Source organism: Oxynema mangrovii CENA135 (assembly GCF_016632315.1).
GTDB classification, from domain to species: domain Bacteria; phylum Cyanobacteriota; class Cyanobacteriia; order Cyanobacteriales; family Laspinemataceae; genus Oxynema; species Oxynema aestuarii.
Map to the genome: position 1 here is coordinate 915,440 of NZ_JAEOXH010000002.1, position 18,988 is coordinate 934,427.

Genomic DNA, 18,988 nt, shown 5'->3' on the forward strand with positions numbered 1-18,988 from the left:
TGCTGAGACTTTCACCATGCCAGGAATTTCTTTTGACCCGAATACGGAAGACAACAAACGAGTGAATGCCCAAGAGTTTGACGATCGCCGCATCGCCAGCGAAACCGACGACGAAGAAGCATACGCTCCCATCGACGTCGAACTGGACGTGGACGATGCCGAAAGTGCCACTTTAGTGAACAAACCCAGCCGTCGCACTACGGATTTAGTCCGCTTGTACTTGCAAGAAATCGGGCGAGTTCGCTTGCTCGGACGCGACGAGGAAGTTGCCGAAGCGCAAAAAGTTCAGCGCTACATGCAACTGAAAGAATTACGGGACGAAGGCGCCACGGACGACAATCCGGAACTCAAGCGCTACGTCCATTTAATCGAAACCCGCGATCGCCTATCTTCCCAATTAGGATTGCGTCCGTCCTTAGAACGATGGGCTTCGGAAAGTGGAATCGACGTGACCGAACTCAAGCCGAGTTTGGCGGCGGGGAAACGCAAGTGGGCCGAATTAGCAGGCTTAGTTCTCGAAGAACTAGAGCAAATCCAAACGGAAGGCGTGCGCGCCAAAGAACACATGATCAAGGCCAATTTGCGCCTGGTCGTGTCCGTCGCTAAAAAATATCAAAATCGCGGTTTGGAATTGTTGGATTTGATCCAAGAAGGTACCTTGGGACTCGAACGAGCAGTCGAAAAGTTCGATCCGACCCGGGGCTATCGGTTTAGCACCTATGCTTACTGGTGGATCCGTCAGGGGATTACTCGGGCGATCGCCACCCAAAGCCGCACGATCCGACTTCCCGTTCACATTACCGAAAAACTCAATAAGATCAAAAAGGCTCAACGCAAACTTTCTCAAGAAAAAGGTCGCACCCCGACCATCGACGATATCGCCGAAGAGTTAGAAATGACTCCGGCTAACGTGCGCGAAGTCCTCTTGCGCGTTCCCCGTTCCGTTTCCCTGGAAACGAAAGTCGGTAAAGAAAAAGATACCGAACTCGGCGACTTGCTCGAAACCGACGATATCTCGCCGGAAGAAATTCTCATGCGAGAAGCTTTGCAACGGGATTTGCAACATCTGCTCGCGGATTTGACGACCCGGGAACGAGACGTGATTCGGATGCGTTTCGGATTGGGTGACGGTCATCCTTATTCTTTGGCAGAAATTGGCCGCGCCTTGGACCTGTCGCGCGAACGAGTGCGTCAGATCGAAGCGAAGGCCCTGCAAAAGCTGCGGCAACCCAAACGCCGCAATCGCGTCCGCGATTATCTCGAAGCGCTCAGCTAAAGCGAGTGGATGACAGGGTGCTATCTATTTCATATCAACACTTTCGCGCCGATCGCCTTGAAAACCACTTTTTTGACTGCTCGCGCGATCGCGTCAAGACCTTTCTCGTCCGTTCCGGCGAGGCGATCGATGTTATAAAATTTAACATCTACGCCGTTTTTCCCTCCGTTCGCTCCCCCGCGACCGGCGAGTCGTCCCCAGGTTCTCGACTTGACCGGGGATCGCCGGAGCGTCCGCACTTCACTTTTTTTGGCGATCGCCCCCGCAGATGCGCCGAAATTAGTTCTCAATAAGAAGACGTTCTTGCAAGTTACTGTTAAATTGTGTATCCTTCTCAATAATGACGGTTTGTTGAGAAGAGAACGGGGTTTAGTATGTCTGCTTACACGGCCTCCTCACTCAAGGCAGAGTTAAACGAACGGGGGTGGCGCCTGACCCCCCAACGAGAAACTATTCTACAGGTTTTTCAAAACCTTCCCAAAAACGAACACCTAAGTGCGGAAGATCTCTACACGCTGCTCCAAAATCAAGGAGAAAATATCAGCTTATCGACGATCTACCGCACCTTAAAACTGCTATCGCGCATGGGCGTACTGCGAGAACTCGAACTCGCCGAAGGTCACAAACATTACGAAATCAATCAACCCTATCCCCACCACCATCACCACCTGATTTGCGTTCGCTGCAACAAAACCATCGAGTTCAAAAGCGACTCGATCTTGAAAGTCGGCACCAAAACCGCCAAAAAAGAAGGCTATCACCTGCTCGACTGTCAACTGACGATTCACGCCATTTGTCCGCGCTGCCAACGGGCATTACTGCCACTTTAAACCGAATTTCAACCCAATTTCAAAAAATTTAAAAATAAGCGACCCGCGCGTCAACAAACCCTTGAGAGCGCAACAGCTTAGTGCGTTCTTCCGCAATCTCCCGGCGCAAGGACGAACCGACATGGACGTAATCCCCCAAGCGAGAGTCGGCGGCAAAAGCATCGGGGAAGATCTGACGCACCGCTTCTAAGGTTCCCTGACGGAATTGAGGAACCACAACCACATACAACTTGCGATCGAGCGATCGCCGGGTCGTCGGGTCGGCGACGCCACTCGGGGGCAACCCATAGGCTTGTTGAAATTCCTTGAGGGAGATTTCCGTATCGTCGCCGAAGATCCCGTCGATGCGCGATGGAGGAAATCCGGCGATCGCGAGACGTTGCTGGAGCGATCGCACTTGGGAACCGCGATCGCCGTAACGGATTTCACCGGAGGTATTCGCACGGGGTACGAACCCCTGACTCGTCGGCGCGGGTTGTGGTTGACTGGCGAGGGCCGCCCGGGTGTTCGAGCCGACCAGACCGTCGGCGCGCAGATTGTTATTTTGTTGGAAGCGAATGACTGCCGTTTCCGTATCGTAATCAAACGCTCCCGTTACCGGGCCGGCAAAATAACCGAGTTGTTGTAATTGCTGCTGGAGTGCGCTCACTTCGACGCCGCGATCGCCGACCCGCAACACCTGGTTACTGCTACTGACCGCCGTCACCGTTCCAAATCCTTGGGCCGGAGTCGCGGTAAAACTCTGCACGGGCGCCGATCGCTGCGCCATGCGACCCATCGCTTGCAGGGTTTGCGAATCGACAATTCCAGTGACGGGTAAAGCGTTGGCCCGTTGGAATTCAATCACTGCCGCTTCCGTAATCGGACCGTAATAGTCGGTAACGTCCGTATTAAAATAACCGAAACTCTTCAAACGCTGCTGGATCGATCGCACCGACGGACCGCTATCCCCTTGTTGGAAAAACACCGTTTGGGCCGCCGTCGGCGGAACCGGAGCGACAATCGCCAACAACAGGGCCAGTACCGACCATCCCAGTAATTGGGGCATCGAACAAGGCAGCCACACAAAGCGGCGATCGCGGGGGGTCGCCTTGGGAAGGTCGCGATCGCCCTGGCTTTCGTAAGCCCGGGCTAATTCAATATATGCAAGGGTTTCCATTTCGTTTCTACAGGCTAACCAACGACATCGAGATCGGAGCGAACTCTAGTTCGTCGTCATGTCCCCTCAAACAACTGCCGTACAGTCAAACCGATTCCGATGCACCTCCAGGGACTTTAGAGCGGACTGCCGACTCACCGCTCGATTTTAATCCAAAATCGGTAAAGTGACTGTAAAAACACTACCTTTGCCCACTTGCGATCGCACCGCGATCCTCCCGGAATGGGCTTCGGCAATGCGACGACACAAATGGAGGCCCAAACCACTGCCCGATCGCTTGTGATTGCCCGACCGAAAGCGCTCGAATAGGTTCGCTTGCTCGGCGGGTTCGATCCCCGGTCCGGTATCTTCGACGGCGATCGCGATCGCCCCCGACTCCGGCTTCAAGGTGATTTCCACCGATCCGGCTTCCGTAAATTTAATCGCATTGCCGATTAAATTAGTAAACAAGCGCCGCAATTCCAGGCGATCGCCGCGAATATTGGTCCCGGCAAAGCCATTTTCCGGCGAGAGATGGCGATCGTCAATTTTGACATCGATCGCTTGCGCCTGAGCCATCGGTTCGAGTTCGGCGCACAATTCCTCGATTAATTGCAACAGATTGACCTCGGTAAAAGTCAACCGCTTACGCGCCGCCTCGTAGCGATAGACCTCCAACAACGTATTGACCATTTTCAACAGATTCTCATTGCTGCGCTGCATCGTGTCGAAGGCTTCTTGCATTTCCGGGGTCACCGCGCCTAACGCCCCTTGACCGAGCAATCCGAGCATTCGATCCGCCGCCACCAACGGCGTGCGTAAGTCGTGAGTCAGACGAGAGACAAAATCCTCGCGCTGGCGGGCAATTTCGTCCCGTTCGTCCACGCTGTGTTTGAGGCGCAGCAGCGATCGCACCCGAGCGAGCAGTTCGTCGATTTCTACGGGTTTGCGGATAAAATCGTCCGCCCCCACATCCAGTCCTTGGACGACACTGGGGCGATCGTGGGCGGTAATCAGCAAGATCGGGATAAACGGTAAGTCCGCATTGCTACGAAGTCTTCGCGTCACTTCGTAACCGTCCATTCCCGGCATCATGATATCTAACAACACTAAATCCGGGGGGGATTGCTCGATCGCCTCCAAGGCGCTATAACCGCTTTCTGCCGTACTGGTTTCGTATCCTTCTTCTTCCAAAATTGTCGTCACCAGTAATACATTATCGGGAGAATCGTCTACGACTAAAATGCGATCGGTTGTTTTAGAATTTGGAGATAAAGGCGGATGACTCATCGATTTATATGATTTATATGGTTTGATACTTCGCGATTCTGGCAACATCGGACAATCTTAAAGCATTATAATTTTCTCATTGTTTCAAACTTAAAACATCGTACTTGCGAGTGATTTTAGGGTTCTATTCTTCGTGTTAAGATCGGCGTTCTTGCTGGGTTAAAATATGAGGGAGATTGATTCACTTCAACCGGACGGCGCGATCGAGGGAGTCTCTACATTTCCCCAAATCTCCGCTTCACCCGTTCCCTCGCTTCCCGAAGGACGGCATCGAACGATCGCCCCCAGCTTTATTTGGATCGGTGTTGGACGAGCCGACAAAATCTTAAAAAATCAAATGTTTTTCAACCATGAGAGCGGGAAGCGCCTAAATTATTCATAGAGTTTTAATCGACTCCAACTGATAGAAATTCTCAAGGAGAATCCCATCGTGGCTTATCGAATCCAAGAACAAGAAACCATCGATTTCGCCATCAAGCGAATTGTCGGTGACGAAATCGAACTGGCGATCGCCGACTTACGCGGTCATACTCATCTCGCGCAAGAAGAAGCGATTCACGACGCGCGCAAACGCTTGAAAAAACTGCGAGCTGTGGCTCGATTGGTGCGCTTCGGCATCGGCGATGGAGCCTACCGCCGCGAAAACCAAACTTGGCGGGATGCGGGACGCTTATTATCCGACGTCCGCGATGCCAGCGTTTATGTGGAAACCTTGGACAAACTTAAAAGTGCTTACACCAATTATATTGCTGCCGATGCGTTTAGCACCACTCGTTCGTCATTAATCGATCGCCGCGATGCCATCCTCAAACAACATCTAGATGAGGATAACAAAATGGAACAAGCGGCGGCGAAAATCGAACAGTCTCGAACTCAAGTGGAGGAATGGAACCTCGGCGATCGCGATTGGGAGGCGATCGCGCCGGGTTTCCAACGCATTTACAAACAAGGTCGCAAAGCATTACAGCACGCCTTTGAAAACAGAAGCATCGAAAATTTTCACAATTGGCGCAAACGAGTTAAAGACTTTTGGTATCACTTGAGAATTTTAGAATCGATCTGGCCGAGTTTGATGAATCAAATGCAAACCGAAGCCAAACAACTGTCCGACTATCTCGGCGACGATCACGATTTAGCCGTCTTGCGACAGTTGTTAGTCGAATATCCAAAATTGTGTCGCGATCGCGAGGAATTGGAAGCCTTAATCGCTTCGATCGACCTGCGCCGCAACCAACTGCAACGATCGGCGAAAGTGTTAGGCGATCGCCTTTATGCAGAGAAACCGAGTGCGTTTGTCGATCGCCTCGGACATTATTGGCACACTTGGAAAGTCGAACAAAGCGAGGCGATCGGCGATTGGAAGTAAGCGCGCCTAATCCACCCCAGCGCGCCGGATTCGCGGCGATCGCACCTGTGGCTGTCTCCCTCTACGGTTAGAGTTTCGATCGCCGCGCGATCGGCTAATAATCTATTGACAGATAGATGAAGCAAGCGGGTTAAATTCGTTAACTTGAGAGTGGCATAAGTAGAAATAACCATTTACTCATTGATGACTGCGATTAATACCACAGGAAACTCTCAAATTCGCTCTGAAGAGACCAAAAAGATTGTCGAAAGATTTGAAGGGTTAAAAACCGACGACCAATTGGCGTTACTCTATTGGATTTACGAAAAAATGGGGGATTCAATTACCCCTGCCGCTCCCACGGCAACCGATCCGCAAATTGCCCCTTTATTACTCGATAACTTTTTTAAGTTATCCGATGACGAACAATTGCAAGTCATGCGCGATCTCGTCGAGCGTAAAGACACGCAATATAGTCACGCTTACGGCGCCTTAACGGCGAACAATCAGTTACTCGTTTGGTATGCATGGGCGATCGGCATGGGAGATACGGTGGTCGATCTGCCGGAAAATTACTCAGCCGATGGAGCGGTTAACGACCTTCTCAAACAGGTTGAAAACGCCGAATTTCAAGATCAAATTTCCATTCTTCGAGAAATTGCCGCCAATATGGGTTACACCGACATCGGCGAAATTCCCTCCCAGGAACAAACCGGGAAAACCCCCAGTCTCTAAACCTAGGCAACGCCTAAAAGTAAGCTAAGTTAATTTAAAATTCGGAGAAGGATCGTTTACTTTCCTTTTCCGTTTTTCTTGAGCGATCGCCCTCGATTTTCGGACTTTTCAATGGTTTTAAACCACGGGAATCGAGCCAAAGCGGGTTATGGATGGAGGGGCGAAAAACATGCGCGCTCCTCCGGTTTGTCTCCGCTCGATCGCTTCATTGAGTCAGACTAATTTTCCAACCCTCTGCGATCGTCACTGTCTTGGTTTGAAACCCTAACGATCTTCAAGTTCACGAGCCGTTTCTACTAACTCGATAAACTCCTTACGATACCCTTCTAAATCGGCACCGCGCGATTCTTTGGCAAGGTCTAAAACTTGCATGAAACTGGCATCGCCTCGATATTCAGAATTGCGCAAAATCATACCAAATTCCGCCACTGCTGCCGAAAACTTAAAGTTATTGGAGCTGTTTTTTAACGAGGTTTTGCGATCGACGACAGGTTCGGCGATCAATTGCGAGCTATTTTTATCGGGATGTTTGTAGCGCAACTTAACGAGCATCAACTCGTCCGCTTTGTAGCCCGTCGGATCGGCGATCTCTGATGAATTGGTCTGATATCGCAACGGGTCGATAGTCGGTAAAGGAATATCGCTGTCTACTCCAGTGGGAATAATTTCATAAAGAGCGGTGACCGAATGACCGCTTCCTAATTCTCCCGCATCTTTGCGATCGTCATTAAAATCTCGATCTTGTAAGATGCGATTTTCATAACCAATTAAGCGGTAAGCTCGGACGCGATTGGGATTGAATTCGACTTGAATTTTGACATCTTTCGCGATCGTTAGTAAAGTGCCGCCCATTTCGGTGACTAGCATTTTTTGGGCTTCTTTCTCCGTGTCGATATAACCGTAATTGCCATTCCCTTTGTCGGCTAACTGTTCCATCTTGCTATCTTTCAGGTTGCCCATTCCGAAGCCCAAGACAGTCAGAAAGACGCCGCGATCGCGATAACTTTCAATTAAGCGCACGAGTTCGGAATCGCTAGAAGCACCTACATTAAAATCACCGTCAGTCGCCAAAATGACGCGGTTATTTCCGTCAGGAATATAAGTGCGTTTAGCCACTTCATAGGCGAGTTTAATTCCCGCTCCTCCCGCCGTAGAGCCACCGGAGTTGAGGCGCTCGATCGCCCCTAAGATTTCAGCTTTTTGGTTGCCGGGAGTGGGAGATAAAACTAAACCCGCCGCCCCCGCATAAACCACAATCGATACCCGGTCTCGTTCGCTCAATTGGTTGACCAACATTTGCAAAGATGACTTGACCAGAGGTAATTTATTGGGCGACGACATCGACCCGGAAACATCGAGTAAGAAAACTAAGTTGCTGGGTGGGATTTCTTCTCGAACCATCTGTTTTCCTTGTAATCCAATATGGACTAATTGATGTTGAGGATTCCAAGGGGCTTGAGAGATTTCTGTGGTAATTGAAAACGGGCGATCGCCCTCTGGTTGAGGATAATCGTAGGTGAAATAGTTAATTAATTCTTCAATTCTGACCGCATCGGGAGGTGGTAAGTGAGCGGAGGTAATAAATCGCCGCAGATTACTGTACGATGCGGTATCGACATCGATGGAAAAGGTAGATAAGGGATTGTCTTTGGCTAAGTGAAAGGTATTATCGGTAATGAGATGGTATTCTTCGGTATTGTATTGAGTCTCTGTATTAGGAGTAATCGGGGTGACTTCTCCAGGGAACGGATAGGGTTCTGCTGGAGCTGCCACTTCTGGAGAATAAGCTCTTGGTGCGCTTTCCGGACCGCCAAGATTCACCATGTACTCCTTTTTAGACGGTCTAGTGCGTGGTTGCTTAGCTTGATTATTCGTTTGACTTAATAACGAGGATAGGACAACCGCTACCAAGAACACTACAATAACCAGGAACAGAGACCATCGAACCACATGTAAGTTTCGATATGCACTAGATCGGCGGAAATTTTGCTCGGAATCGAGCGACGATTGACGATCGCCGGAAAATCGATCCTCTGGAATTTTCATTGTTTTGACCTGGGGTAAATTTTGGTAGTTGTGGGAAGTTCATGAGATCGGATACCCTGGATCGTTCGCTTTCCCTTCACCCCGGTTTCTGTTTTTAATGACGTTCGAGTAAATAGATTCGTTAGAAACCAGTTTTTTAAATTCGTAGTCGATCTGACACCTCAACAGTTGATGAGGTGTGGAGGAATAAATTTTTCGATCGGAGGAACTGAAGGCGCGATCGCCTATGGAGAGCGATCGCCGAGAGGGTGTGGGGATTGCCTAAATGAGCTGAGGATGTCACGCCTGTCCTCAGAGGCGGAAACGATCCCCGCTCGATCGAATTCTGAATTTGATTCTGGTTGGGGGTGTGATACTTTCCAATATTCCCCAGAACAGAGAAATTGATATCACGGCGATCGCCAAAAACGATCTCGTCATTTCTACGGAGGCGATCGAAGGAGTTAGGAGTTGAGAGTCCCGCGAGTTTACAAACTTTCCAAATAACTGAGTAAATCCGCCATGGCTTGGGGACTCGGCTGGAATTGGGGCATCGGTGGGGTTTTGCCGCTCGTGACTTGTTCGATTAAACCGACTCGGGATTTACGTTGCGAAACATCCGTGAGGCTCGGTCCGACTTGGGTTCCTCGGCGATTGCCATGACACCCGGCGCAGTTCATCTGAAAAATGGCATGACCGCGAATGGGATCGCCGGAGAGGGATAAAACGGTTTTGGTATAAGGATCGGAAATTTGAAATTGATAGGCGATCGCGACAGAAATAAGGATTGCCAGGACGACCGTGACGGCGATCGCCCAGACCTTCTGGGAAGAGGAGGTCACTTCAGATTTGGCAACTTGATGATTCAACAGAGTTCTCAGTTGAGAGGAAGGTACAAATAACTTTTGATTTTCTAACATATCTTAAAAGTATTGCTCGGGATAGGCAAGCGCCGGAGTCTGGATTGAGTCGAGGGGGCATCCCGCCACGGCGAGCTTACTTTCAACTTTTTTCTCGCTCGGGGTCGCCCAAGGGAGAAGCGCGGATTATGAGACACTATAAAGAAAGGTTAACCAAGAAATGTTAACTTGTTGAGGGGTTGGGAGAGTAATCAGTCCCCCTCAAAAATTTTCGATTGAGCGTTGGGATGCTTCGAGGGGTTCAACATCGACTGCCCAAACATGGTAAAATCCTACGACCTGAACGAGCCCGAAATTGCCAAAACCAAGCTAGATCCATACAATTTTTTGTACAATCTGTGCTGTCTATAAATCTTAGGAACTAGGATAGGGCCGATCGCCTAGATGTAAGACCGATAAGTTCGCTTGGAGGCCGTCTAGTAGGTTGTTGACCGAGCTGTATTCTTTGAATCAGCGTGGGTCGTTCACTTTCGTGCCGTTCAACTGTACGTCAGTCATAAGGAGATCGAAACATGGTAGAACCCTTACTTTCCGGTATCGTCCTCGGTTTAATTACGGTGACCCTGGCGGGTTTGTTTTTTGCTGCTTACCAACAGTACAAGCGGGGCAACCAGTTCGACCTCTAGGGGCGATCTAGGGGCGATCGCACGGCGACTGTGTTCGCTCGGCATCTCCAAAGGAGAAAGAAGGATCGCGCTTAAGCAGTAGCATCGTTGGTTTCGAGCCGATAGAAGGTAATGGCGCAGTTGCCATAAACTTTCTGTCGGCAAATTTTTAGGCGGGAAATTGCAGCCATGGGGGGACGGTTCGGATCGTGTTCTACGGCGAGTTCTCCGTCGGCGGCGAGCAGGTCGTAGCGGGCGATCGCGTCGAGAACGCCGGAATAGAGTTCGCCGTGATAGGGCGGATCGAAATAGATGCGATCGTATTGACGAGCCCCTAATTTGGGCAATTGTTTGAGAACGTCACCGCGATAAACGTAAAATTGCTGTTCTTCTCGGGCATATTTGGCTAAATTGTCGCGAATAAGCTGGCAGGCGCGCCCGGACTGCTCGATCGCCACGACGGTATCGGCGCCGCGACATAAAGCTTCCGCACTCATCGACCCCGCACCCGCACATAAATCCAACCAGTGACAGCCGACGATCGCCCCTTGCCAAATATTAAATAAGGCTTCGCGAACTCGGGCTGCGGTGGGTCGAGTTTGTTGTCCGGGGAGGGTTTTGACGAGACGGTTGCCGTAAATTCTCAAACTCATAGCGGAATCAGTGAAGGGGGGGATCGATCGAGGGGAAAGCTGACGAGGGACGATCGATCGAGACGATCGCAGTTCTTCCCCATGTTAAGAGGAGGGTTTGACGGCGACGACGCGCAACCGCTTGTAATCGGCGATCCAGGTGCCGTTTTCATACAAGGTGGGGCGAAGCTGATTGTCGATATCGCTCAGGACGCGATCGCGCTGAGTGTCCGATAAATCTCGGAAAAAATAATTGGCAAACATGGTAAACCAGTTGCGCATCCCGAGATCGCCGTCCGAGAGCGACGTGGGGCGATCGAACAGTACCGCAAAGGTCACGCACAGTCCGTATTTTTCCAGAATAGAGGTATATTCGCCAATACTGGGAAAATACCAGGGCGAATCCATGTGACTGGTCGGTAATCCTTCTTTTTCTAAGGCTCGATCTAAAGCTCGCCGCATTTGGGCGATATTGCCTTTACCGCCCAACTCCGCCACGAAACGACCGCCGGGTTTGAGCGATCGCGCAATCCCTGCCGCCACTTTTTCCGGTTGTTTCATCCAGTGCAGTGCCGCGTTAGAAAAAACGGCGTCAAATTCGTTGTCGAAGGGTAAATTTTCGCCATCGACTAAGGTAAATTCTAAGGCGGGATAAAGGACACGAGCGCGATCGAGCATGGCTGGCGAACTGTCCCCGCCGACTAAGCGCGCCCCACTGGCGGCAATGCGCGCCGTCAGATGTCCGGTTCCACAGCCCAAATCGAAGATACGATCGTCGAGTTTTGGGTTTAACAAGTTCAACAAGTCGGTGGCATATTCCGAGACAAAGATATGCTTGGCATCGTAAAGCTTTGCATTCCATGCCGGAGCTTGTGGATTGGATAAAAAAGAGTGGGTTCCACCCTGCATGACTGTGGCCTATCTAAAATGAGTTGAGGTGCGATCGCCCGTTCCCCCCGACCGATCGCCGTCGTTCCATTTTTACACGCGGGAGGCATCTGGGGGAAATCGACGGAGTTGGGAGCAGATTGCGGCTTTTACGGGGGCGATCGCCACGATGCCAGCTTGTCGGCGAATCTGCTCCGTAAATCCACCAGTAGATAGAGGTCAAAAGCTTTAGGATTTTTTTAGACTCAGAGGAAAGTCTTTCGTGCATTTACTCGATCGGATGATGAAATCTCCTTTAGCTATTCTCGCTTGGTCTGTTCTGTTATTGAGTGTCAGTCAGTTAATGTTGGCCTTTTTTAAAACGGTAGAACTGGAAAGATCTCCGGCTATTAGTCAAGAGACCGCGCAATTTTCTAGGGCGATCGCCGTTCGAGACAATTGGGTTTCGGAGAAGTTTTTAGCCCCGAAATCCCCAAGGTAAAATCTAAACTCTAAAATCTAAACTCTAAAATTTAAACTCTAAAATTTAAACTCTAAAAGAATTTCGAGTAAAAAGTCTAACGCTGTCGTCCGTCGTTGTTTAGCAGTACAATCGTCATTTTCGACGGCGTATCCCGCGACCGTAGCAGGCGATCGCCACAACTGTAAATGATCGACGGCAGGATCGGCATAAAAACTGGCGCGTCCGGAACCGAGGAGAGCCGAACTCCAATGGGTAAAGCGATCGTGACTGAGGCGATAAATGGGAAAATTGCCGTAGAGCGGCACTCCCCAACCGTCGAGGGCGATCGCCCCCTTGACCGTTCCACCTAACGCCTGCCATCCCCAAGCGGCGCCAATCGCGCCGACAACCCCCGCACTAAAGGCAATGCAAGCGATCGCGCGATCGTCGTCCCGGGCCGTCTCTCGGTCGAGAAAATGCAAAATATGTAACGCACTGTACGCCGGATAGTCCCACGCGGGAAAAATCAGAACCTCCAAATGGCGATCGGTCCATCGTTCGCCTCCGGTGAGGTCGTCGAGAAACTGGCGGGTAAGTTGGGGGTCGTGAATTCCCGGACAAATGAGTAGGCGCAAAGTGTTCGATAGCGGCTAAATATGAGGTCAATATCGGAGATTGAGCGATCGAATGCGAACGAAGGGATTGGCTGATTCTCTGCGATCGTAGCTTGTTTTGCCCATTGTCGATTATTTTAGGTAGAGTTTGGCTGGGGTTTCGACCCGTTGAGCGCCCAGGGGATCGACGGAGCGGCGATCGTGACGGGTTATCTTCCCTTGCGCAATCGTCGTTTTTTCAAGGTAAGGTTGCCGTGGTTCGCTGGAAATCTTGCGTTCTACCAATTATCCAACTCCCGGATATTTCCAGACCCCATTAAAATATCTGATGAGACCAAGCCAATTGCTCGCCGATGAACGTCGCCCGCTTTTCCCCTACTTTAGTGCAGATCCCACGAAGTCGTGCTTGAGTACACTGCGATCGCAGTTCGCCCCACCATCGTATTCGGACAGTATTTTAAGGCTTTAAGAGACAGCAAGATGGCATTAATTTTAATTGTCGAAGATGCAATGTTCAGCCGCAAAATGATCCGTAAGACCTTGCAAAAGCAAGGGTATGAGACCCTAGAAGCCAAGAACGGAAAAGAGGGACTCGAACTCGTGCGCGAAGTCAATCCCGATTGTATTTTATTAGATTTGCTGATGCCGGAAATTGACGGGTGGGAGTTTCTCAAAATTTTGCGTGCGGAAGGCTATAAGACTCCGACGATCGTGATTACTGCGGACATTCAGGAAACTTCGCGCCAGCAATGTTTGGAGTTAGGGGCGCAAGCCGTCTTGAACAAACCCCCTCAAGCGCAGGTGATGCAAGATGCGATCGAAGCCGTTTTAGCGACCCCTTCCGAAGGATAAGCGGGGGAGGCGATCGTGCGCTCGTGGTGAGTAGGGTAACGATGAGGGTGACAGATTTGAGGGAACGTCGGATCCCTTGGAGGAAGCGCGCGCCAGATGCAGGTCACGACAGGACTGGCGAACTGGGGTGGGTATTGTTCTTGTTGGTTTTGGGTGAGTTGGGGGACGAGATCGGGGTGTTTTTTTGAGTTTTGGGTTGTGTATTTTCACGAGGGGCGATCGGTAAATTCGCGGACGATCGCCGAGGATTTTCGCTTGTTACAATTGAGATAGATTGACCTTATTTTTGATGTAAACGATCGAGGAGGCGATCGCCTTTGACACGGGTTACTGTTTGAATTAAAAATTTTAAATCCACCGGGTTATCGTCCTGCTAAGTTTTAGCAGTTATCGGCCAGTCCGATATCGAAATCACCAACGGCAACATCATTGTCTCTTCAATAATTATGACTCCTACAGTGGAACAAATTGATGCCTTACAAGAAATGATTAATATCGGAGTGGGCAGGGCGGCTAGTGTTTTGAATGAAATGCTAGAATCTCATATTTCCTTGCAAGTTCCGTACATTAAAATTTTTTCACCTTCGGAATTAACCGAGGAACTCGAACATCGATTAGGGCCGATTCAACTCTCGGCAGTCCGCTTGATGTTTACGGGGTCGTTAAGTGGGAATGCACAGCTCGTGTTCCCCACAGATAGCGCTTCTAAGTTAGTTTCTTTGCTCACCCAAGATGAATTAGATTCTCTCGATTTAGATTCGTTAAAAATAGGAACCCTCAGCGAAGTCGGTAATATTGTCATTAACGGCGTCATGGGGTCGATTAGTAATTTACTCGGCCAGCATTTTAATTATTCGCTGCCGATTTATATCGAAGATACAGTAGACCATCTTTTAACGTGGAGCGAGTTCGATCCCAATTTAGTAATTTTGCTGGCACAAGCGCGATTTTCCGTAGAAAGTATGCATATTCAAGGAGATATTATTTTAATTTTTACCGTGAGTTCTTTTGATAGTTTGATTGATTCGTTACAACTTCAATATGAATGAATTTATTAATGATGGACGAAGTTGAGAGAGTTGCTCAAGCCTTTTTTATCCTCGATCGCATTCCTTTTGGCAGTTGTATTCTGCGGGAAGATTTAGTCGTCGTCTTTTGGAATTCCCGTTTGGAAGAATGGACGAAAATTCCCAGACATACAATTCTCGGACGCTCGATAGTAGATTTTTTTCCTCATTTAGAAAAACCGAAATATAAAACCCGCCTCAAACCGATTTTTCAAGGGGGGCCGCCAACGATTTTTTCCTCGCAACTTCACAAACATATTATTCCGGCGAAGTTACCCAATGGAGACTTTAGAATTCAACATACTACGGTGACTTCAATTCCCTGTTTTGAAGGAGATAGTTATTATGCGATTTTGGCGATTCAAGATGTGACAGATTTGACCGAACGCATTCAAGATTATCGCCAAATGCGCGATCGCGCCTTAGAGGAAATTAAAGAACGACAACAGGCACAAGAAGCTTTATATCAAAAAACGGCAGAATTTGAAGCGATTTTTAAATCGATCCCCGATGCGGTTGTTTTTGCAAATTTAAGTGGTGAAATGATTTTACTCAATCCCGCTTTTTCTAAATTATTCGGGTACAGTTCTGAGGAAATGCTCGGCCAACCTATGAGTGTTTTACAAGCCGATTATAGTCATTTAGAACAAAATTGTTATGGAAAAGGAAAGCGCCCGGGAGTGAGTGAGGGGGCGATCGCCTCGGATTTTGTACAACCTTATGAAGTCCAATATCAACGCAAGAATCGAGATATTTTTGTCGGGGAAACCATCGATAGTGTGGTTAAAGATGGCGAGGGAAAAACCCTAGGATTGTTGCGGATTGTCCGGGATATTACCGAACGCAAACAAGCGGCAGGGGCGTTAGAATCGGCGAATCAAAAGTTACAAGATTGGGTGACGGAGTTGGAAAATCGCCATCGCGAAACCCTGATTTTACGAGAGATGAGCGATTTGCTGCAAGCCTGTTTGACTGTAGAGGAAGCTTATGCGGTGATCGCGCGATCGGTTCAGTTACTGTTTCCGAATTTGAGTGGGGCTTTGTTCATTCTCGACGACTCGAAAAAGTTAGTGGAAGCGGTGGCTCAATGGGGGAATGTAGAGACGACAGAAACGGTTTTTTTGCCTCAAGAATGTTGGGCGTTGCGTCGGGGACGGGAACATTTTGTGTGTGACAATCGCGGGGGATTGCCGTGCAAGCACGTACTCAATGACGGACTCGAATACAGTTGTACGCCGTTAATGGCCCAAGGGAAGGGATTAGGTACGCTCTATTTATGTTCGGAAAAAAGCGGTGAATTCACCGCGTCGAAACAGTTATTAACCTTGACAGTGACCGAGCAAATTTCCCTGTCGCTGGCGAATTTAACCTTGCGCGAAACTCTCAAACAGCAGAGCATTCGCGATCCCCTAACGGGATTGTACAACCGCCGCTACTTACAAGAATGTCTCGGGCGCGAAATTCATCGAGCCAGAAACCAAAATGTCGGTGTGGGAGTCATTATGCTCGATGTCGATCGCTTCAAGCAGTTTAACGATAGTTTCGGTCACGAGGCGGGGGATGAAATTTTGAAAAAATTGGCCTCGTTCCTACAGGAAAATAGTAGCGAAGCGGATATTGCTTGCCGTTATGGGGGGGAAGAATTTACGGTAATTTTGCCGCAAAGTTCTTTGGAGCAAACTCAGGAAAAAGCCCATCTCTTGCGCGAGGGAGTGCGCCTGGTTCAAGTTCGTTACCAACAGCAGTTGCTCGGTCCGCTTACGATTTCGGTGGGGGTGGCCAATTTTCCCGAACACGGACAAAGCGGGGACACCTTACTGCGGGCGGCGGATACGGCTCTGTACCGGGCGAAGCGGGAGGGGCGCGATCGCACGGTGGTGGCGGAGTAGGGGCGCTCGAACCGATCGCGCGCCGAAGGGTTCGGCGAGGGTTTATACGGGGTCTGCCCATCTGTCACTGGCTTTTGAAACTTGTTATAACGTGCATGGATTGGGGTGGGGATCGCTTTTGGCGATCGCGCCGGGGGTGCAGCGCAATCATGGCGGGATAACCATCGAAATCGACGATATTTTTTCCCGTTTTTTCACTCGAAAATAATGTTCCCATGAAGGGTGTAAAACAACAATTGAAGGGATTTTGTCAGTGGGAGTGGCTGTCTCGCTATTTACCGACGCTGTTGAGCGTCGGTATCGGTTTGGTGGCGTCGGGGGTGGGCTTTGAGACGATCGCGCGCTGGCAGCGATCGATGCAAATGGCCGCTCTGGAAGCGAAAACTCAGAACGTGGCGCGCGCCGTGGAAAGTCACATCGACGCCTATCTGCAGGGGATCTGGTCGATTGGGGACGTTCTCGCTCTCGGGAAGGGGTCGTTTCAACCCCAAGGTTTCGAGACCTTAGCCCGTCATTTTATCGCCCGCTATCCCGGGGCTGAGGCCCTGATTTGGGCGCCCCGGATCGACCGGGAACGGCGCTCGGATTACGAACGGGCGATGGGGGAGCGTTGGGGTCGAGCGGTCACCCTCGGGGAGGGGCGTTCCCCTGCGTTTCCGGTCAGCGCGATCGAAGCGAGTACCCTAGGGGGATTTCCGTTGGGGTTGGACCTCACCACGATCGCCGCCTTCGAGGACGCGATCGCACGGGCCGTGGAAAGTCAGCAAGCGGCGGTCAGCTTCGAGCCGACTCCGGGCAACCCCTACGGCAGTTTTGCGGCGATCGTGCCGATTTACGACGCGGACGACGAACTGCTCGGTTTGGCGATCGCCCTGTTCGATTCCGGTCGCCTGCTCAAACAAGCCTTTCAAGGAATCCCCCTCGACGACATCGACGTGGTCTTCTCCGAACCGAGGCGATCGCCCCAAATTCAATGGCTCACTCTCTATCGCAGCGATCTGGAGCAAACCTACGCCGAGCCGGAAATTCAGGGAAAAATTGTCAACCTCTTGCGCCGGGACACCTGCTCGGTTCCGGCGCGATGTCGCTACCCGGTCCTCATCGCCGGACGCGAGGCGATCGTCCAACTGCTCCCCAAAACCGCCCAGACGCCTTTCAACGCGCCCCTTTTAGCCTGGATCTTTCTCGGAACGGGTCTCTCGCTCACGGCGATCGTCGTCGCCTATCTCGCCGAAGTGCAAAAACGCTCGCTGCACCTGCAACGCCAAATCGAAGACCTCTCTCAAGCCAACTTCGAGCTGACGCGACTCAACCGGATCGGCGACTTACTCCAAGCGTGCGTCACCCTCGAAGAAGCTTACGACACGATCCCCCGCCTGGTCGAAAAACTGTTTCCCGAACAAGCGGGATCCCTCTACATTCTCAGCGCCTCCGGTAACGTCCTCGAAGCGGTCAGCTCTTGGGGCGAACCGACGGGCAGCCAACTGGTTTTCGGTCCGGATGAATGTTGGGCGATCCGTTCGGGAAGACCCCATATTTTTGAAAAAAAACATAGCGGTTTGGCGTGCGCTCACTTGCGTCACCCTTTTCCGTCGATGTGCTTGTGCATTCCGATGATGGCTCAGGGAGAAACCTTGGGACTGCTCTATCTCAGTTCTCGCCAGCGCAACGGGTTGAGCGAAAGTAAGCAAGAACTCGCCGATAATTTTGCCGAACGTTTGGGTTTGGCGTTGGCCAATTTAAAATTACGGGAAAAACTCAAAAATCAAAGTATTCGCGACCCCCTGACGGGTTTGTTCAATCGCCGCTATTTAGAAGAATCCCTCGAACGCGAACTCTACCGCGCCACCCGCGAACAACAAGGATTGGGGGTGATCTTGCTCGATATCGACCATTTCAAACAGTTTAACGATACCTTCGGCCACGATGCGGGGGATACGTTACTCAAAGAATTGGCGATGTTTTTGCAAGGTAATATCCGTCAGTCGGATATCGCCTGTCGCTATGGCGGGGAAGAGTTTGTCTTGATTCTGCCCGATGCATCTCTCGATACGATCGTCGATCGCGCCGAGTTGTTGCGTCAGGGGGTGAAACACTTGCACGTTCAATATCACCGCGAGTCTCTCGGGACGATTTCTCTGTCGTTTGGCGTCGCCTGTTTTCCCCAAAATGGAAAGTCGGCGTCGGGGTTGATCGAGGCGGCAGATGCGGCCCTCTACGAGGCGAAGGCTCAAGGACGCGATCGCGTGGCGATCTCCTCTCCCGGCTCGACGGATCTGTAGGGAATGCTACCCTAAGAATCACATCCCCCGAGAGGGGATAGCGATCGCCAGCCCGGGAATGGTTCGAGCAACAGGGCTATCCCTTCGATGACGATTTCATCGAAATGTCATGGGAGTTGACCTGTCCCCGGTCTTGGGATCGTTGCGATACTGTTGCC

The 18,988-nt window shown here is 50.6% G+C and carries 18 protein-coding genes; 10 read left to right on the top strand and 8 right to left on the bottom strand.

Annotation, left to right across the window (positions count from 1 at the left end; translation table 11 throughout):
* Positions 1-16 precede the first annotated feature (16 nt).
* Positions 17-1,276, top strand: coding sequence for an RNA polymerase sigma factor SigC (sigC, locus tag JJD41_RS17625; protein ID WP_200668818.1), 1,260 nt, complete (start codon positions 17-19; stop codon positions 1,274-1,276).
* Positions 1,277-1,305: 29 nt separating this feature from the next.
* Here sigC and JJD41_RS17630 read toward each other — a convergent pair whose 3' ends face one another.
* Positions 1,306-1,566, bottom strand: coding sequence for a hypothetical protein (locus JJD41_RS17630; RefSeq protein WP_200668819.1), 261 nt, complete (start codon positions 1,564-1,566; stop codon positions 1,306-1,308).
* A gap of 84 nt (positions 1,567-1,650) precedes the next feature.
* Here JJD41_RS17630 and JJD41_RS17635 point away from each other — a divergent pair, with 84 nt between their 5' ends.
* Positions 1,651-2,106, top strand: coding sequence for a Fur family transcriptional regulator (locus JJD41_RS17635; protein ID WP_200668820.1), 456 nt, complete (start codon positions 1,651-1,653; stop codon positions 2,104-2,106).
* 28 nt (positions 2,107-2,134) lie between these two features.
* On the opposite strand, the gene JJD41_RS17640 is transcribed toward JJD41_RS17635, so the two are convergent.
* Both JJD41_RS17640 and JJD41_RS17645 read right to left on the bottom strand, forming a co-directional pair.
* Positions 2,135-3,265, bottom strand: coding sequence for a peptidoglycan-binding domain-containing protein (locus tag JJD41_RS17640; RefSeq protein WP_200668821.1), 1,131 nt, complete (start codon positions 3,263-3,265; stop codon positions 2,135-2,137).
* Between the two features lie 147 nt (positions 3,266-3,412).
* Positions 3,413-4,534: a sensor histidine kinase gene (locus tag JJD41_RS17645; RefSeq protein WP_200668822.1), complete on the bottom strand. Its 1,122-nt coding sequence runs from the start codon at positions 4,532-4,534 to the stop codon at positions 3,413-3,415.
* 430 nt (positions 4,535-4,964) lie between these two features.
* Between JJD41_RS17645 and JJD41_RS17650 the strand changes: the two genes are divergently transcribed.
* Positions 4,965-5,900, top strand: coding sequence for a CHAD domain-containing protein (locus JJD41_RS17650; RefSeq protein WP_200668823.1), 936 nt, complete (start codon positions 4,965-4,967; stop codon positions 5,898-5,900).
* Between the two features lie 183 nt (positions 5,901-6,083).
* Positions 6,084-6,614, top strand: a complete 531-nt coding sequence (locus JJD41_RS17655; protein ID WP_200668824.1) for an orange carotenoid protein N-terminal domain-containing protein — start codon at positions 6,084-6,086, stop codon at positions 6,612-6,614.
* A 264-nt stretch (positions 6,615-6,878) separates the two neighbouring features.
* Here the strand turns inward: JJD41_RS17655 and JJD41_RS17660 are convergent, their stop codons facing one another.
* Both JJD41_RS17660 and JJD41_RS17665 read right to left on the bottom strand, forming a co-directional pair.
* Positions 6,879-8,438, bottom strand: coding sequence for a vWA domain-containing protein (locus JJD41_RS17660; protein WP_200668825.1), 1,560 nt, complete (start codon positions 8,436-8,438; stop codon positions 6,879-6,881).
* A 689-nt stretch (positions 8,439-9,127) separates the two neighbouring features.
* Positions 9,128-9,559: a c-type cytochrome gene (locus JJD41_RS17665; RefSeq protein WP_234488894.1), complete on the bottom strand. Its 432-nt coding sequence runs from the start codon at positions 9,557-9,559 to the stop codon at positions 9,128-9,130.
* A gap of 512 nt (positions 9,560-10,071) precedes the next feature.
* On the opposite strand from JJD41_RS17665, the gene petG reads away from it, so the two are divergent.
* A complete protein-coding gene (petG, locus tag JJD41_RS17670; RefSeq protein WP_168568799.1) occupies positions 10,072-10,185 on the top strand; it encodes a cytochrome b6-f complex subunit V in 114 nt (37 codons plus the stop codon).
* Positions 10,186-10,256: 71 nt separating this feature from the next.
* On the opposite strand, the gene rsmD is transcribed toward petG, so the two are convergent.
* Complete coding sequence (gene rsmD / locus JJD41_RS17675; RefSeq protein ID WP_200668827.1) at positions 10,257-10,817, bottom strand: 16S rRNA (guanine(966)-N(2))-methyltransferase RsmD; 561 nt, start codon at positions 10,815-10,817, stop codon at positions 10,257-10,259.
* Positions 10,818-10,901: 84 nt separating this feature from the next.
* Positions 10,902-11,705 (bottom strand): class I SAM-dependent methyltransferase, encoded by an 804-nt coding sequence (locus JJD41_RS17680; RefSeq protein WP_200668828.1) that lies wholly within the window; start codon positions 11,703-11,705, stop codon positions 10,902-10,904.
* Between the two features lie 241 nt (positions 11,706-11,946).
* Here JJD41_RS17680 and JJD41_RS17690 point away from each other — a divergent pair, with 241 nt between their 5' ends.
* On the top strand, positions 11,947-12,165 hold the full coding sequence (locus JJD41_RS17690) for a hypothetical protein (RefSeq protein ID WP_200668830.1): 219 nt from the start codon (positions 11,947-11,949) through the stop codon (positions 12,163-12,165).
* Positions 12,166-12,203: 38 nt separating this feature from the next.
* On the opposite strand, the gene JJD41_RS17695 is transcribed toward JJD41_RS17690, so the two are convergent.
* A complete protein-coding gene (locus JJD41_RS17695; RefSeq protein WP_200668831.1) occupies positions 12,204-12,761 on the bottom strand; it encodes a hypothetical protein in 558 nt (185 codons plus the stop codon).
* A 381-nt stretch (positions 12,762-13,142) separates the two neighbouring features.
* Between JJD41_RS17695 and JJD41_RS17700 the strand changes: the two genes are divergently transcribed.
* The 4 genes from JJD41_RS17700 to JJD41_RS17715 all read left to right on the top strand — a co-directional run bounded on the left by JJD41_RS17700 (position 13,143) and on the right by JJD41_RS17715 (position 18,830).
* Positions 13,143-13,592 (top strand): response regulator transcription factor, encoded by a 450-nt coding sequence (locus JJD41_RS17700; protein ID WP_370583874.1) that lies wholly within the window; start codon positions 13,143-13,145, stop codon positions 13,590-13,592.
* A 446-nt stretch (positions 13,593-14,038) separates the two neighbouring features.
* Entirely contained in the window at positions 14,039-14,641 is a 603-nt protein-coding gene (locus tag JJD41_RS17705; RefSeq protein WP_168568794.1) for a chemotaxis protein CheC, read from the top strand.
* Entirely contained in the window at positions 14,638-16,548 is a 1,911-nt protein-coding gene (locus tag JJD41_RS17710) for a sensor domain-containing diguanylate cyclase (protein ID WP_200668832.1), read from the top strand. The genes JJD41_RS17705 and JJD41_RS17710 overlap by 4 nt, the downstream gene beginning before the upstream one ends.
* A gap of 215 nt (positions 16,549-16,763) precedes the next feature.
* Complete coding sequence (locus JJD41_RS17715; protein WP_200668833.1) at positions 16,764-18,830, top strand: sensor domain-containing diguanylate cyclase; 2,067 nt, start codon at positions 16,764-16,766, stop codon at positions 18,828-18,830.
* Positions 18,831-18,988 lie beyond the last annotated feature (158 nt).

Excerpts from the sequence above, each read along its gene's own strand:
- sigC (WP_200668818.1), top strand. The coding sequence starts at position 17 with ATGCCAGGAATTTCTTTTGACCCGAATACGGAAGACAACAAACGAGTG.
- JJD41_RS17635 (WP_200668820.1), top strand. The coding sequence starts at position 1,651 with ATGTCTGCTTACACGGCCTCCTCACTCAAGGCAGAGTTAAACGAACGG.
- JJD41_RS17640 (WP_200668821.1), bottom strand. The coding sequence starts at position 3,265 with ATGGAAACCCTTGCATATATTGAATTAGCCCGGGCTTACGAAAGCCAG.
- JJD41_RS17645 (WP_200668822.1), bottom strand. The coding sequence starts at position 4,534 with ATGAGTCATCCGCCTTTATCTCCAAATTCTAAAACAACCGATCGCATT.
- JJD41_RS17655 (WP_200668824.1), top strand. The coding sequence starts at position 6,084 with ATGACTGCGATTAATACCACAGGAAACTCTCAAATTCGCTCTGAAGAG.
- JJD41_RS17660 (WP_200668825.1), bottom strand. The coding sequence starts at position 8,438 with ATGGTGAATCTTGGCGGTCCGGAAAGCGCACCAAGAGCTTATTCTCCA.
- JJD41_RS17665 (WP_234488894.1), bottom strand. The coding sequence starts at position 9,559 with ATGTTAGAAAATCAAAAGTTATTTGTACCTTCCTCTCAACTGAGAACT.
- petG (WP_168568799.1), top strand. The coding sequence starts at position 10,072 with ATGGTAGAACCCTTACTTTCCGGTATCGTCCTCGGTTTAATTACGGTG.
- rsmD (WP_200668827.1), bottom strand. The coding sequence starts at position 10,817 with ATGAGTTTGAGAATTTACGGCAACCGTCTCGTCAAAACCCTCCCCGGA.
- JJD41_RS17680 (WP_200668828.1), bottom strand. The coding sequence starts at position 11,705 with ATGCAGGGTGGAACCCACTCTTTTTTATCCAATCCACAAGCTCCGGCA.
- JJD41_RS17705 (WP_168568794.1), top strand. The coding sequence starts at position 14,039 with ATGACTCCTACAGTGGAACAAATTGATGCCTTACAAGAAATGATTAAT.
- JJD41_RS17710 (WP_200668832.1), top strand. The coding sequence starts at position 14,638 with ATGAATTTATTAATGATGGACGAAGTTGAGAGAGTTGCTCAAGCCTTT.
- JJD41_RS17715 (WP_200668833.1), top strand. The coding sequence starts at position 16,764 with ATGAAGGGTGTAAAACAACAATTGAAGGGATTTTGTCAGTGGGAGTGG.